16 protein-coding genes are annotated in these 14,118 nt (G+C 52.4%); 5 read left to right on the top strand and 11 right to left on the bottom strand.

Features of this window, described 5'->3' with window-relative positions:
• Together QE270_RS08210 and QE270_RS08205 are read right to left on the bottom strand one after the other, a co-directional pair.
• Positions 1–711 (bottom strand): MFS transporter (locus tag QE270_RS08210; RefSeq protein WP_300037877.1); only part of this gene is annotated, 711 nt, incomplete at its 3' end.
• A gap of 252 nt (positions 712–963) precedes the next feature.
• A complete protein-coding gene (locus tag QE270_RS08205; RefSeq protein ID WP_300037874.1) occupies positions 964–1,308 on the bottom strand; it encodes a hypothetical protein in 345 nt (114 codons plus the stop codon).
• 6 nt (positions 1,309–1,314) lie between these two features.
• Here QE270_RS08205 and QE270_RS08200 point away from each other — a divergent pair, with 6 nt between their 5' ends.
• Positions 1,315–1,626 (top strand): glutathione S-transferase C-terminal domain-containing protein, encoded by a 312-nt coding sequence (locus QE270_RS08200; RefSeq protein WP_300037871.1) that lies wholly within the window; start codon positions 1,315–1,317, stop codon positions 1,624–1,626.
• Positions 1,627–1,632: 6 nt separating this feature from the next.
• Here QE270_RS08200 and QE270_RS08195 read toward each other — a convergent pair whose 3' ends face one another.
• The 8 genes from QE270_RS08195 to QE270_RS08160 are packed head-to-tail and all read right to left on the bottom strand — an operon-like array spanning position 1,633 to position 10,083.
• A complete protein-coding gene (locus QE270_RS08195) occupies positions 1,633–2,409 on the bottom strand; it encodes a cyclase family protein (protein ID WP_300037868.1) in 777 nt (258 codons plus the stop codon).
• Positions 2,410–2,412: 3 nt separating this feature from the next.
• Positions 2,413–3,339 (bottom strand): 3-keto-5-aminohexanoate cleavage protein, encoded by a 927-nt coding sequence (locus QE270_RS08190; protein WP_300037865.1) that lies wholly within the window; start codon positions 3,337–3,339, stop codon positions 2,413–2,415.
• On the bottom strand, positions 3,336–4,136 hold the full coding sequence (locus QE270_RS08185; RefSeq protein ID WP_300037862.1) for an ester cyclase: 801 nt from the start codon (positions 4,134–4,136) through the stop codon (positions 3,336–3,338). Before QE270_RS08185 ends, QE270_RS08190 begins: the two co-directional genes overlap by 4 nt.
• Positions 4,133–5,653, bottom strand: a complete 1,521-nt coding sequence (locus tag QE270_RS08180; protein WP_300037859.1) for a long-chain-fatty-acid--CoA ligase — start codon at positions 5,651–5,653, stop codon at positions 4,133–4,135. Before QE270_RS08180 ends, QE270_RS08185 begins: the two co-directional genes overlap by 4 nt.
• A gap of 3 nt (positions 5,654–5,656) precedes the next feature.
• Positions 5,657–6,835: an acyl-CoA dehydrogenase family protein gene (locus QE270_RS08175; protein WP_300037856.1), complete on the bottom strand. Its 1,179-nt coding sequence runs from the start codon at positions 6,833–6,835 to the stop codon at positions 5,657–5,659.
• A gap of 27 nt (positions 6,836–6,862) precedes the next feature.
• Positions 6,863–7,705: a 3-hydroxyacyl-CoA dehydrogenase NAD-binding domain-containing protein gene (locus QE270_RS08170; protein WP_300037853.1), complete on the bottom strand. Its 843-nt coding sequence runs from the start codon at positions 7,703–7,705 to the stop codon at positions 6,863–6,865.
• The gene (locus QE270_RS08165; protein ID WP_300037850.1) at positions 7,705–8,469 is read right to left on the bottom strand and encodes a crotonase/enoyl-CoA hydratase family protein; all 765 of its coding nucleotides are present in this window, start codon (positions 8,467–8,469) and stop codon (positions 7,705–7,707) included. The genes QE270_RS08170 and QE270_RS08165 overlap by 1 nt, the downstream gene beginning before the upstream one ends.
• A gap of 3 nt (positions 8,470–8,472) precedes the next feature.
• Positions 8,473–10,083, bottom strand: a complete 1,611-nt coding sequence (locus tag QE270_RS08160; protein WP_300037847.1) for an NAD(P)/FAD-dependent oxidoreductase — start codon at positions 10,081–10,083, stop codon at positions 8,473–8,475.
• A 120-nt stretch (positions 10,084–10,203) separates the two neighbouring features.
• Between QE270_RS08160 and QE270_RS08155 the strand changes: the two genes are divergently transcribed.
• Both QE270_RS08155 and QE270_RS08150 read left to right on the top strand, forming a co-directional pair.
• Positions 10,204–10,338, top strand: coding sequence for a hypothetical protein (locus QE270_RS08155; protein ID WP_300037844.1), 135 nt, complete (start codon positions 10,204–10,206; stop codon positions 10,336–10,338).
• 558 nt (positions 10,339–10,896) lie between these two features.
• Positions 10,897–12,315 carry an aldehyde dehydrogenase family protein gene (locus QE270_RS08150; protein ID WP_300037841.1) on the top strand — a complete coding sequence of 473 codons (1,419 nt, stop codon included), beginning with the start codon at positions 10,897–10,899 and terminating at the stop codon, positions 12,313–12,315.
• A 4-nt stretch (positions 12,316–12,319) separates the two neighbouring features.
• On the opposite strand, the gene QE270_RS08145 is transcribed toward QE270_RS08150, so the two are convergent.
• On the bottom strand, positions 12,320–12,979 hold the full coding sequence (locus QE270_RS08145) for a TetR/AcrR family transcriptional regulator (RefSeq protein WP_300037839.1): 660 nt from the start codon (positions 12,977–12,979) through the stop codon (positions 12,320–12,322).
• A gap of 273 nt (positions 12,980–13,252) precedes the next feature.
• On the opposite strand from QE270_RS08145, the gene QE270_RS08140 reads away from it, so the two are divergent.
• Both QE270_RS08140 and QE270_RS08135 read left to right on the top strand, forming a co-directional pair.
• Complete coding sequence (locus tag QE270_RS08140) at positions 13,253–13,693, top strand: MaoC family dehydratase (RefSeq protein WP_300037837.1); 441 nt, start codon at positions 13,253–13,255, stop codon at positions 13,691–13,693.
• A 20-nt stretch (positions 13,694–13,713) separates the two neighbouring features.
• The coding region (locus tag QE270_RS08135) for a MaoC family dehydratase (protein ID WP_300037834.1) at positions 13,714–14,118 on the top strand (405 nt) is incomplete at its 3' end.

Below are 14,118 nucleotides of genomic sequence, written 5' to 3'. Positions count from 1 at the left end.
GGATAGTATGGTTGCAAACCAAAATGCCTTGGTGTTGCGCGCTTCGGCTAATGAAAGCCCGGTTTTGGGTCCAGCTGTCGATGCAGCGGCGGTCGCGCGGCGTTCGGCCGGACCAAAGCCGAACCAGACGATCGGAGCAGCTAGCATGGCAAGTGACCCAATCGTCCAGTACCCCGCGCGCCAACCAAATGCGGCGCTGACTTCGGTGACAACATTGGGAACCCAGAAGCCGGCAAGCCCTGCGCCAGTGAGAGCGATCCCCAAGGCGAGGCCGCGCCGTTTGTCGAATGCGGCGGTAATCGGCCTTACAAGTACAATCGGAGTCGATCCTACACCAAGCATGGCAATGAAAAAATAGGCAAGCCAGAAGCTGTAAAGGTTAGTGACCAGCATCGTCATTGCAATCACAGCTATGCCGTAGCCAAGCAAGCTCAAAGCCCCGACCCTAGCTGCACCATATTTGTCGCACAGCCTGCCTACAATTGGCCCGAACATAAAAACGCCGAACGTCAGGACCGAGACCGTAAGTGAGATGCTTCCCCGGTCCCATCCAAATTCCGCGTTCAATGGCCCTATAAAAGATCCCAGACTATAGATCATGACGGCGTTCATGCTTGTGGTAAGACCAAGTACTGCGCTCAAAAGAAGCAATTTATGGCCCGAAAACTCGGCCCAGCTACCTTTGTCCAGTGGTCCCGCCGCACCCCTCATTTAAGGTCGTCACGCGGTGTTGCGATTGTGGGGGGGTGTTTAGTTGCGAACATCGACGTCCCATTACAGCTCCAGTCGCTCGACGTCGGCGACTACATCTGAATGCACCACAATCTTGAAAACGGGTCGAAGCCGGAAGGTCGGGATGCGTTGTAGTTATTCCTTCCCAATAACGACAATTTCCATATTCGCAAGGTACATCCCCGCATAGATATGGGCGTCGCCGAAGAATGAACCGAGATAGCATCCTTTTCACGTAAAATTCAGGTGCATCGGATCAGGATTTACGCGTTCGTTGACGCCATACAGGGTTAAGGGAGCCAGCACCATGTCGCGAGATTTGAGTTCCACATCGTCTCGCAAGAGATCCTTTGTGACAAGCCGCGCCTGCGCGACCACCGGAAAGTGGCGGAGCATTTTCGCGACCTGTTGAGGTATCTTTTGCGGATTGGCTGAAAGTTGGGCAAAATCGCGTGGATGCCGTGCCAGATACTCCATAGCAAGGGGCAGGAAGTTGACTATGGTGCCGCGGCCCACCAGCAAGACCAAAGCGATCATTGCGAACACTTCGTAATCGGTCAGTTGTGCGCCGTTCACTTGGTTGTGGATGGTCGTACTGATCAAGTCGCAACCCATGGCGGCCTCACCGACATCAACCGCCAAGCTGGCGACCGCGAATTTTTTGTTGGAGATCATTTTGGTCTGGCCGATATTGCTGTGATTGCACTGCTTGGCATGCAAGACATAGTGATCAATACTGGCATGATTACCGCTTGGCAAAACTTCGCGCCTGACATGGACGATTGGAATGTGCTGTATCCAAATTTGAAGCGGTTCGACGCGCATCACCGCGACCGGCCATCTGTGAAGCAAACTGCCCCATTTATGTTTGATTTGGCCGAGAAGATTGTTTGAGGAGGGTTAATCCTCAAATATTGCCACAGCCCGCGTCCAACCCGCTGACGCAGCTCGTATCTTCATCGGGAAACAGGCAATGGTAAATCCCGTGGGCGGCAATACCTCTAGATTGTGCAGCTTTTCGAGGTGACAATATCCGATATCGCGCCCGGCTTTATGACCTTCCCAAATCAATTCCGCATTGCCAGTTGATTCATACGCTTCGCGTGTATGGACAAACGGTGCGTCCCAGCTCCAGCCGTCGGTTCCCGTCAAGCGGACGCCGCGTTCAAGAAGGTACATAGTCGCTTCGTAACCCATGCCGCAGCCAGATGTGACATAGTTATCCTGTCCGTAACGCTTACCCGCAGCCGTGTTAACGACAACGATTTCAAGTGGGGAAAGTGTATGACCAATACGCGTGAGTTCTGCCTCTACATCAGCGGCGGTCACGACATAGCCGTCTGCGAATGTCGTAAAATCAAGCTTCACCCCGGGCTGAAAGCACCAATTGAGTGGCACCTCGTCAATCGTTATCGCACGCTCGCCCTTGTTCATGGTTGAAGCGAAGTGATAGGGCGCGTCGAGATGGGTGCCGTTATGCGTTATCAACTCAACCTTCTCGATCGCCCAAGCCTCACCGTCCGGCAAATCTTGTGCCGTTAGGCCGGGGAAAAAATTAATCAGGGAAGGGATCGACGTATTGTGGTCGATATATTCGATCTTCGGCTGATATGGTGGCGGGTCTGAAATTACGTCATTTTCTAGATAGATGGAAAGGTCGACTATTGTCCGTGCCATGCATTAAAACTCCACTCTGTCGCCGCCTTTGAGACCCAGCATAATGCGTGCCTCGCTCGGCGTCGCTGGTTCATGCCCCATTTCGTGAATTATGCGCACGATTTTTTCGACCTGCTGCGCGTTCGATACCGCAAGCTGGCCACGTTCGATGAATAGGCTATCCTCGAGCCCAACGCGGACGTGCCCTCCCATGAGTGCGGCTTGAGTGAGAAATGGCATCTGATACTTGCCAGCAGCGAGGACAGACCACTGGAAACTGTCCTTGCCGAACAACCGGTCGGCGGTAGATTTCATGAACATCAGATTTTCAAGGTCAGGCCCGATGCCACCCATAATCCCAAAGATCATCTGGATGAAGAATGGCGGCTTTACAGCGCCGCTATCGACAAAGTAGGCAAGGTTATAAAGGTGACCGACGTCGTAGCATTCATGCTCGAAACGCGTGCCCGCTTCACCCATTGTCTCCAATATTGTCGCGATATCCCGGAACGTGTTACGAAAAATGAAATCGTCGGAACCGAGAATGTAATCCTTTTCCCAATCATGCTTCCAACTGCTGACCCGCTTGGCGGCAGGAAACATGGCAAAGTTTATGGTGCCCATGTTGAGCGAACACATTTCGGGCTTGAATCTAACGGCCGCACGCAGGCGCTCAGCCAATGGCATCGTCGCCGAACCGCCGGTAGTGATATTGACCACAGCATCGGTCCGTTGTTTGATAACGGGGAGAAACTGGTTGTAGACATCAGGGTCACCAGTGGGGCGGCCGTCTTCCGGTATCCTTGCATGAAGGTGAAGTATCGCAGCGCCGGCTTCGGCGGCTGCAATGCTCTGCTCGGCAATCTCCGCAGGCGTGCAGGGCAGCGCGTCCGACATGGTCGGTGTATGCGCGCCGCCAGTCACGGCACAAGTGATTATGATCTTGCTCATTTGGGCTCCATTAACGAACGGTTTAGTCCGAGCCGGTCGGCGCAAACCTGAATGCGAGAGACTGCGCCATCGGTCACGTCGAATAATCCGGCGAGCCGGAGGATCACGCTTTGGCCGACAAGTGCAGGATCCAGATCGGGAAAGCCGCCCTTGTATTTGCCGGTGCACGAGAGGTGGAAAGCACCGCGATTGCCTGCCGAAAATAGGTGATCGACGGTGATCTCGGCAACGACAACAAGATCAGCAAAACGAGGACCCTCTGCACTAATTTCATCAATGTGCGAGGCGTCGGCCCAGTTGGCTGGGTTATTGAGGAACCCGCGTGCGATGGCCTCTACCTCGTCGTTAGGCGCTTCGCATGGGGCGTCCCAGGGGGCAGGGTGAGGTGATTGCACTACATCGCATGTCCCATGCGCCAGCTGCCTTTTGCGTGCGAAATAATCCTCTTCGGCCCAGCCCTGATGCAGCCGACCATTTTTAATTCGGAATAGCGTCACGCCTCCCCAAGTCGAAAGCCGCCCATTATGTCGGTTGGAAACTCCATGTTCGGTGAAACGCATGGCTACGGCATCCGGGCCAATGACAGTATCGTGCACCGTCACACAAAGACCCGGAAACTGGTCTAGCTGCGCAGCGGTTGCGGGCAGATATGCGTCATCGCGTCCGGCAATGAGAACACCGCTTATGCTGAGCGCATAATCGGGCTCCATAATCGCCTCAACCGCTGCCGGATTGTGGCAGGTGAGAAAATCTACCGCGAAGCCGCGAAGTAACCGAGCGGATGGACCTATGGTCATGCATTTTCCTTCAACCACTCAGGGTTTCGCATTTCTTTTTTGAGAATTTTGCCCGATGCATTCGTCGGCAATTGCGTAACGAACGCCACTGAAGTCGGGCATTTATAATGAGCCAATTGCGCGCGTGTGAAAGCAATGAGTTCGGATTCTGACGGATGGCTTCCCTTACGCACAACCACAAAGGCTTTGGGTGTCTCGCCCCAGCGCTCGTGGGGGACACCAATAACGGCGACCTGGGCGACATCTGAGTGTTGATAAAGCACATTCTCGATCTCGGTCGGATAGATATTCTCCGCACCTGATACGATCATATCCTTGTAGCGGTCGTGCATGTAGATAAAGCCGTCTTCATCGCGGTAAGCAGCATCACCCGTGCGCAGCCAGCCGTCTGCTGTGATGGCTCTTGCGGTTTCTTCAGGCTTGTTCCAGTATCCGAGCATGTTGGCTTTGGAACGGATACGAATTTCGCCAACTTCCCCGACCGCTACCGGATTTTCTGTCGCTGGATTGACCAGCATCAGCTCGTTCCACGGCATGGGCCGACCGCATGACCGTAAACGATTGGCAAAGGGGCCATCGGGTTCATGTTCTTCCGGCGCCAGCATCACGACAGTTCCGCCTGTTTCCGTCATGCCGTACGTGTGCATAAATCCACAACCGAATATTTCGATCGCCCGTTTTAACACTGCTTCTCCAATGGGGGCAGCGCCATAGACAATGCGGTTAAGGCTAGTCAGATCCATGTCAGCAACACCGGGCAAGTCGAGCAGCATCTGGATTACGGTTGGCACGAAAAACCCGTGCGTGACTTTATTATCTTGAATGGCCGCGACGATGTCACGCGGCACAACTTGCTGCATCAACACTGTATGGCCACCCTGGCTCATGCAGGTCATGGCATAACCAATGCCACCAATGTGAAAAAGCGGACTGGCCACAAGATTGACACTATGATCGGACATGTCCCACAATTCGTGGGCCATCCGGGCAAGATATGACAGGTTACCGTGACTGAGGACAACCCCCTTGGGGATCCCTGTTGTGCCAGACGTATAGAGCAAAAGAAGCGGACAATTTGGCGATGGTGTATGCCCGGCGTCGTCGGGGTGCTCAGAGTCTCGCCACATCGGATAATGACTCAGCAGTGTCCGGGCCTGATGCGGCATGACAAGCGAAAGCAAAGGCTGAAATTCATCCTCGATAAAAAGGAGCGATGGAGACGCGTCTGCAAGAATATCTGCGATTTCCCGTGCCGATAATCTCCAGTTGATAGGCACGAATATGGCACCAGATTTAGCACATCCGAAAAATAGCTCGAAATGAACCGATGTATTGCGGGCAACGATGGCGACCCGGTCGCCTGATTGGATGTCCGAAGCTGCCAGCGCGCGTGCAACACGACTTGCACGCGCATCCACATCGGCAAAGCTCAATGTTTCCGTACCGAATGTAAGGCACGGTGATTGGGGCTTTTGCGTCGCGTGGGATCGCAACAAAGTGACTAAATTCGCTTCCATAGGTTAGTAACTCTTTGGCAAACCTAAGCTATGCGTTGATACGTAATTCAGGATCATTTCGCGACTGACCGGGGCAGTTCGATGTAGGCGCGCAATAAACCACAAATCGGAAAGACCATATTCGTTAGAAAGACCATTGCCGCCGTGGACTTGAATTGCCTGATCGAGCGCTTTCAATGATGCTTCCGCTGAAGCAAATTTTGCCATATTCGCAGTCTCGGCCGCGTCCTCCCCATTGTCACATAATTGGGCTGCGCGTGCGTTGAGAAGGCGAGCTGCTTGTACGTTGATATACGCCTCTGCAAGTGGGTGAGCCACCCCCTGATGCGCGCCAATTGGCGTATTCCATACGGATCGGTCTTTGGCATATTGCGCGCCCTGTTCAATGGCGAACCTAGAAATGCCGTTGTTAATAGCCGCCGCAGCGATTCGTTCTGGATTCAGGCCAGCGAATACCTGCTTTAACCCCGCGCCGGGTTCTCCGATCAACGCATCTTCGGGAACTTCGACATTGTCAAAGAATACCGTGAACTGCTTTTCGGAAGTGCGCAGCGCTGCATCGATGCGGGTCATGGAAATGCCCGACGTATTGGTAGGTACAACAAACAACGACAGCCCTTGACGCGACCCGTCAGTGACGGGGGCGCCATCGCGTGCAACGACCATAACGGCGGCGGATTGATCAATGTCTGACGTCCAGTATTTAGCGCCATTAATGACCCAACGGTCACCGCGCTTAACCGCGTGTGTAGAGACTTTATGGGTGTTTGAGCCTGCATCGGGCTCGGTAATCGCAAAGCACATTTTGCGTTTCCCAGCCGCGATGTCGGGCAACCATTCGCGCTTCATTGCCTCTGTTCCCACACTCCCAATGATGGGCGCTGTGATCGATGAAATAACCATAGCAAGTATCGGACAGCCCTTGGCTGCCGTTTCTTCGATACAGATATTTAATTCGGCAAGACCGCCGCCACCGCCGCCATATTCTTCGGATACGTGCACACCTAGAAAACCTGCGTCGCCCAATTCTCTCCAAAGCGCGTTAGGCTGCTCGCCTTTATTTACGACATCCTGAAAATACTTACGCCCGAATTTGCCAACGAGTTTGCTAACGCTATCGCGCAGGTCCCGATGATGCTCTGCCGTATCGCATAACGAGGATTGAAATAAGTCAGATGCCATGTGAGTTGCTCCAAAACAAAGTTGAAATCATTGAGGCCAAGAGAAGAAGCCCTCGCCGGATTTGACACCCAGCTTACCCTCAGCGACCATATCAATAAGGATTTGGGGTGGTGAAAAACGAGACCCATGCGCGGCCTCCAATGTTCGGGCGATATCGAGCCGCACATCTAGTCCGACGATATCACTCAGGCGCAGTGGCCCTACTGGATGCCGGTATGCAAGGACCGCAGCCTTGTCGATATCTGTTGCAGTTGTAACGCCTGACTCAACCATTCGCATCGCTTCAAGGCTGGAGATCAGATCGAGCCGACTGGTTGCGAACCCGGGGACGTCGCGTACCGTAAGCGATTGCTTGCCAAGCCATTCGACAAAATGCCGGGCCTCGATGAGGGACGCTTCCGAAGTGTATTGGCCACGCACTAACTCGACCAGAGGTAGCGACCAGACCGGATTGAAAAAGTGCATTCCCAAAAATATGGTTGGATCGGGCAAGGCTTGTGCGAGCCGATCAATCGACATTGCGCTTGTATTGCTACCGATCAATTTTGGCGCACGTGCTGCCATGGCAGCCAATACTTCAAGTTTGAGTTCCAGTTTTTCAGATACCGTTTCTATCGCGACATCTACGACCAGTGGTACTTGTTCAACCGTCGTCACGCGCTCAATTCGGGAACGAAGCGCATCGCCGCCTGCCGCGTCTATTTTGCCGCGCGCGATGGACGACAGAATAGTCTCATCGACAGTGCGGTTAAATGCCAATGCACGAGATTGATCGGGCTCCACAACCGTCACTGTTGCACCTGCCATGGCGGATACATATGCAATGCCGACACCCATTGTGCCGCCTCCAACTACTGCGACGTGTTTCATCAACGGCCTTTCCACTGAGGAGCGCGCTTTTCCGAGAATGCCCGAGCGCCCTCAAGAGCGTCTTCTGATCCGATAACTAAATCTACTAATGGCCGTTGCAACGTCCATATCTCGGCCTCTGCCCAATTTGGAGCTTCACGAACAATACGTTTCGTCATTGCAATACTGAGCGGCGCATTGGCAGTGATTGCCTTGGCCATCGCTATTGCCCCGTCCAGTGCGGCCCCTTCCTTTGTTACCCGGTTCACCAACCCCCATTTGTGGGCAGTATTGGCATCCATTCGCTCTCCGGTCAGGGCATATTCAAGCGCGATTGCTTCCGGAATCCGGCGCGGCAAACGGACAAGGCCACCTGAACCTGCCACCAGTCCGCGTTGAACTTCTGGCAATCCGAACCAAGCAGTTTCTGCCGCTACAATCAGATCACATGTGAGTGCTAGTTCACACCCACCAGCTAAGGCAAAACCTTCTACGGCAGCAATTAGGGGTTTTTCTGGCGGCGCCTCGGTTAAGCCTGCAAAGCCTCTTCCTTCAATTTCCGGCCGCTCCCCATCCGCGAACGCCTTTAAGTCCATGCCTGCGCAAAAATACCCACCGTGACCAGTTATAATGCCAACACGCAGTTCGGGGTCAGATTCTAACCGGTCGACGGCGGTTGCGATGGCAAGCGACACTGCTCTGTTGACGGCGTTGCGTTGAAGCGGCCGGTTTATGGCAATAATCAAAATTCCATCAAGCTGTTGAATTTCAACGGGATCCGACATCGTTCAAGCCACCGCAGTTTCGGTAGGGTCGAGCGCATATCGCCCCATTTTAAACTCAGTCAGATCAGCCGTCTCTGTCATTTGCCAATATTCGAGGATCCGAAAAGGATTGTTAACAACCACACGGCCTTTTGAATTCTTATAATAAGTTTCAACTCCGGGATAGGTCCAGACCATGCCTGCGTGTGTGCTGTCCACCTTCTCATTATACGCATCATGAACGTGCTTATCGACTTCGATCTGGGTGGCTCCCTTTTTAAGCATTTGTCGAACCAGAGACATGACATAATGCATCTGCCGTTCAAGGACGGTTATAAGACTGCCACCATGCCCAAACTGGGTGTTCGGCCCGTACAGGCAGAAGAAATTTGGATAACCGGGGACAACTGTACCTAAATAGGCGCGCGCGTCGTCACCGTTCCAATCATCATGAAGCTCGCGGCCGCCGAGGCCTATGACCTTCATTGGAGCTAGAAGATTTACGACATCAAACCCGGTTGCCCATATCAAAACATCCGCCTCGTGTTTCTTACCGTCAGTTGTAGTGACGCCAGTGGCGTGCGCTTCTACAACAGAGCCGGTGACGAGTTTGACGTTCTTTTTAGCCAAAGTGCGGAACCAACCATTGTCTAAAAGCATACGTTTTCCAAAGGGCGGATAGCCAGGCAACACCTGCGGCAGGAGGTTTATGGAACTGCCAAGTTCTGACTTGATATATGCCTCTAAACCTGCGCGATGCGCGTCGTTAATGGCATTGATTGATCGACCGCCACCGTCCCAAGAAGGATCCTGCTGCACAGCTTCGTATAGCTTGTCGTTAAAGGCCCAGCTGAGCCGCAGCCTATACCACAACCGATACAGCGGTACTTCCATCAACAAACGTCTTAATGAACCAGGGATTTCCTTACCGAACTTTGGAAATGGTGCAGCCCATTGTGGCGTGCGTTGTACAATAGTGAGCGAGGCGACTTTGTCTGCGATCGCGGGCGCAACTTGCATAGCACTTGCGCCATTTCCGATCAAAATTACGTTCCGGCCCTCAAGATCCATGCCTTCCTCGGGATAGCGGGCAGTGTGGACGCTTCGTCCCTTGAAGTCCTCCAGTCCTGGGATATTAGGCATTCTAGGCTTGTTAAATGTGCCAACTCCACTGATCAAAAGATTGGCGCGCATAAGCTGCTGTGTGCCGTTTGCATCGATCAGACTGGCTTCCCATTTTCCGGAAATCTCGTCAAAGCGGGTTTCGACAACTTCGAGACCAAAACGAATATGGCGACGAATGTCGTGCCTGTCTACTACACTCTCTAGATAATTATGGATCTCGCTGCTGCCGGCAAAAAATCTTGACCAGTCGTATGCAGCGAATGAAAATGAGTATAAATAGCTCGGAACATCACATGCCGCGCCGGGATACCGATTTTCAAACCATACACCGCCCAGGTCATTGTGACGCTCAACTATAGTGTAGGGGATGCCTACCGCTTCGAACGCTATCGCCGCGCAGAGGCCGGAAATTCCAGCTCCGATAATCAAGGCGCAGAAATCGGAATTCGCCGGCGTGCTTATCGAGGACGCAACGGAGTTATCGCTTAATGCCAAGTCGTTGCGGATCATTGGCGCATATGATTGCGGCACGACTTCGCCCAGTGATGTGCCCATCATCTCAACAAGCAATTCATCCGTCGGATTTGGAAGTGCGGGGCTTTTTCCAGATAACCAGTCGGTCAATGCGATATGAGCAGCGTCTCGGATTTTTTGCTTAACGCCCTCGGAGAAACCACCGCTGTCATTATCATCCAGACCACGGGTTCGCGATGGAACAAATTCGCCTTCGATCCAGCTGCGATCGCCCGTCAGGTGGACGAGTAAACAGCACAAGGTGGGTAAGTTTGCCACGGTGAGCGCATTGAGGACCCAATCCTGATCTTTCGCACTGTCGTTCCGTCCAATCATAATCGCACTGCCGCCCGCTTTCTATTTTCACCGACCCACGGTGCGTATCGACCATGAATTTGCAGGCGAAGATAGAATTGTCAACGTATATGTTGATTATCTTGCTGCCTCGTTGCTGGATTTAACTTCGGGTCTAATGATCTGAACGGGACCATATTTTCATTAAATATTAGATATTTAAATAGATGAAATAGGGACTTATCGTATGGAAGCTTCGTGTAATAATATCCTCCAATTCAAATGAATTGCGGCTCAATGCTATTTAACACAGGTGTTGACGGCTATAAATTTTTCTGACAGAAATTATCGTTAAGGGGTATCCCGTTATGGAGCACTGAAAGACCATGGCATGGTTTGCTCCAGCAAATGGCTGTCGCGTGAAGATCTGGAGGCTACTCCCGCCGATGTTGCTGGTCGATCGAAAGTTCTGGGTGCCAAGGGAATCTGATAGATACCGAATTAGGAGAGTTTGTAATGGAAGTGCGCTACGACATGCTGGTTAACGGTAAATTGACGCGTGGCAGCCGAACGCTTGATGTGGTTGATCCGGCGACAGCAGAAGTCTTTGCGGCCTGTGCCTGCGCTTCTCGTGAGGAAATTGAAGATGCCGTGACAGCTTCTGCTGCCGCCTTCCCCACCTGGTCCGCAACCTCGCTCGACGAGCGCCGTGCGGTTCTCATCAAGATGGCCGAAGCAATAGAGACCAACCTCGAATCCATTGCCCGCACATTAACAAGTGAACAGGGAAAGCCAATCGGCGATGCGCAAGGCGAGGTCGGCGGCGCAGCTTATTTTCTGCGCTATTATGCAGGGCTCGAAATTCCGGTCGAAATGATTGAAGACAGCGAAGCTCGGCGGATCGAACTACACCGCCGCCCTCTTGGTGTAGTAGCAGCGATCGTTCCGTGGAATTTTCCTGTTCTTACCGCTGTAAATAAGGTAGGCGCAGCGTTAATTACGGGCAATACCGTGGTCGTAAAGCCAGCTGCAACCACACCGCTGGCAACATTGCAAGTCGCAGCACTATGGAGAGATATCGTTCCGGCAGGCGTGGCAAATATCGTTACCGATAAGAATGATCTCGGTGATGTGCTCACCAGTCATCCCCTCGTCCGCAAGGTCAGCTTCACGGGATCGACCACCACCGGTATGAAAGTAATGGCATCCGGATCGAACACACTCAAGCGGATGACGCTTGAACTCGGCGGCAACGATTCTGGGATTGTGCTCGACGATTGCGATCCAGACATTGTCTCGCAGCAACTATTCGATTCTGCCTTCACGAACAATGGTCAGGTCTGTATCGCGCTCAAGCGCCTTTACGTGCACGACAGCCAATATGATGCCATTTGTTCAAAACTCGCTGAAATCGCAAACGCTACTATTGTCGGGCCGGGGTCGCAACAAGGCACACAGCTTGGCCCCGTGCAAAACCGTGTACAGTTCGACAAGCTTAAAACTTTAATCGAAGAAACACGCACTGCAGGAACAATAATTGCGGGCGGCGACAGCCCGGAAGGTCCAGGCTATTTCATCAACCCGACGATCGTTCGCGATATCCCGGACAATGCGCGCCTGGTAACCGACGAACAATTTGGCCCAGTTCTGCCGGTCATGCGCTTTTCAGACCTGGATGACGTGGTCGCGCGCGCGAACGACAGCAGTTTTGGCCTTGGGAATTCGGTTTGGTCGTCGGACAGCGAGAGAGCCGGTGCAGTCGCTGCGCAGCTCGATTCCGGAACAGTGTGGATCAACAAGCACGGCGATATCGGTCCTGACACTCCATTTGCTGGGGCGAAAATGTCAGGCGTTGGCATCGAAATGGGGATGCACGGGTTGCTTGAATTCACACAGGCTAAAGTTATCAACTTTTCAAAGCCGGTAAGCGCTTAACCCTCTAAGGCCCGTAAGGACTTTCCAGGCCAGCCAACAACAGTTCGGCATATGTCTTGCCGATTTCCTCGGCGCTTATATCGCTCCTATCAGGCCGAAACCACCGGTGGGTCCAACCGACGATGCCCAAGATGCCATAAGCTACAACACGAGCCGATCCGACTTTTCTTAGGCTATTATCAGCATAGCCCGTTTCGATAATTGAAATGACGGCATCAACGGTCTCGGCGTTGATTTTGCGCATGGACTTGGACCATTCAGTTCGGTCATCGCTCACGTGGCTAAGGTTCTCGCGAATATATATGTAAAACAGAGGGTAGTTATCTCCGTAAGACGCCATCAATGCATTGATAAGGTCGCGCAATTTGCGGCTAGGGCTGGCGCCGCTTGATTCTATCTGTTTGATGATTTCGAGGTTTCGTTCGACCACGGCGCGCACGAGCTGGTCAAACAATTCCTCTTTTGATGAAAAGTAATAATAGAGAGATGCTCGATCGATATCGAGTTCCGCGGCTACCGCACTCATGCTGGCGCCCTTAAAGCCCCGACGGTTAAAAACGCTTATTGAGGCTTCGGCAATCTCTTTTCGGCGCGCGTCATATGATGCGCTGGAATCGTCTTTTGCAAGTTTGCGGCGTTTCCCGATGTTGCTCACTGGTTTCATAAGTCGTCCCTAGTTCCCATTCTAAACTCGCATCTGCAAGCGCGGCCCCAACATCACGAATTTGTCAGGACGTATGCCGTACTGCCATTATTCTGGTGCCTTGCGCAATCAGCGATTCACCAGATTCAATTGCCGTCGACATCAAGATTAAAGCGTTTGCACTAACATTGCAGAATTTTCAACAATAGTGTTGACGAAACTGACTGCTTGATACATTCTTAAGTCAGAAAAGAATCTAACTTTGCTGCACAAGTGCAGAATAGGAGGCACCTGATGAGCCGCACCGACGCGCTGAATTCCTTACTGATTACGCGCGACACGCCAGTCGGGTACAATCTTGAGAGTATAAAGAAGAGGGCCGTAATTCAGCTGATGGGTTCGCGTCTTTGGGGTCGATTTAATCCGAACCACTGGGACCCTGTATACGCTGCCGCAACAGGTCTTTCTGCACCGATCCAAACGGGAGAAATGTCCTCAGCCTATTTGGCCGAAATGTGTGTGAATCACTTCGGTGCTCAGATGTTTAGTAATGCCCGCATGGTTTGCAAATATGTGGCCTCTACGCTGGCTAACGAAGTGATCGTTACGCATGGCGTGGTCAAAGAAAAGACGCCCAAGGGAAATGGTTTCAGGTTCACGGTCGATATCTGGAGCGAGAACGAAGCGGGCGAAAAGAAAACAGTCGGCTGGGTGGAAGTCGATGTTGGTGTTTGAATAAAGCAAGGGAATGAGAGATGAAAGCCGATACCATCCGAACTGACGCCCTTCGTCCGTTGAGCGATATACAAATAGAGCAGACGCGCGAATTCATTGATAGCTTAGAACAAGGGTCTCAAACCTATTGGGATATGGTAGAGATTGGTGATGAGCTATCCCGAGATCTCCACATTACGCCCGAATTGGTGATATTGTATGCTGACGCTGTGGAAGATTTCAATCCGTGGTATGAAGCATGGAAAATGAACACATGGCATATCGACGGTGAGTCCCCCTTCGGCGGTGCTATTGTGCCGCCGGTTCTAGTTTCGCATTTCGTTTTGTCTGTGCAATTTGACCATAACAAACCATTTGCGATAGGCTCCATCCACACTTTTCACGACTCCGAGATTCTAGCGCCCATTCCCGTTGGCGCGACCGTG

It is taken from the genome of Sphingorhabdus sp., assembly GCF_029865925.1.
GTDB lineage: Bacteria > Pseudomonadota > Alphaproteobacteria > Sphingomonadales > Sphingomonadaceae > Sphingorhabdus_B.
This window is presented reverse-complemented; position numbering and strand designations above follow the sequence as displayed.

What these genes read in the sequence shown, in the direction of transcription:
- QE270_RS08195 (WP_300037868.1), bottom strand. Translation starts at nt 2,409, where the DNA reads ATGGCACGGACAATAGTCGACCTTTCCATCTATCTAGAAAATGACGTA.
- QE270_RS08190 (WP_300037865.1), bottom strand. Translation starts at nt 3,339, where the DNA reads ATGAGCAAGATCATAATCACTTGTGCCGTGACTGGCGGCGCGCATACA.
- QE270_RS08185 (WP_300037862.1), bottom strand. Translation starts at nt 4,136, where the DNA reads ATGACCATAGGTCCATCCGCTCGGTTACTTCGCGGCTTCGCGGTAGAT.
- QE270_RS08180 (WP_300037859.1), bottom strand. Translation starts at nt 5,653, where the DNA reads ATGGAAGCGAATTTAGTCACTTTGTTGCGATCCCACGCGACGCAAAAG.
- QE270_RS08175 (WP_300037856.1), bottom strand. Translation starts at nt 6,835, where the DNA reads ATGGCATCTGACTTATTTCAATCCTCGTTATGCGATACGGCAGAGCAT.
- QE270_RS08170 (WP_300037853.1), bottom strand. Translation starts at nt 7,705, where the DNA reads ATGAAACACGTCGCAGTAGTTGGAGGCGGCACAATGGGTGTCGGCATT.
- QE270_RS08165 (WP_300037850.1), bottom strand. Translation starts at nt 8,469, where the DNA reads ATGTCGGATCCCGTTGAAATTCAACAGCTTGATGGAATTTTGATTATT.
- QE270_RS08160 (WP_300037847.1), bottom strand. Translation starts at nt 10,083, where the DNA reads ATGATCCGCAACGACTTGGCATTAAGCGATAACTCCGTTGCGTCCTCG.
- QE270_RS08155 (WP_300037844.1), top strand. Translation starts at nt 10,204, where the DNA reads ATGAGCAGCGTCTCGGATTTTTTGCTTAACGCCCTCGGAGAAACCACC.
- QE270_RS08150 (WP_300037841.1), top strand. Translation starts at nt 10,897, where the DNA reads ATGGAAGTGCGCTACGACATGCTGGTTAACGGTAAATTGACGCGTGGC.
- QE270_RS08145 (WP_300037839.1), bottom strand. Translation starts at nt 12,979, where the DNA reads ATGAAACCAGTGAGCAACATCGGGAAACGCCGCAAACTTGCAAAAGAC.
- QE270_RS08140 (WP_300037837.1), top strand. Translation starts at nt 13,253, where the DNA reads ATGAGCCGCACCGACGCGCTGAATTCCTTACTGATTACGCGCGACACG.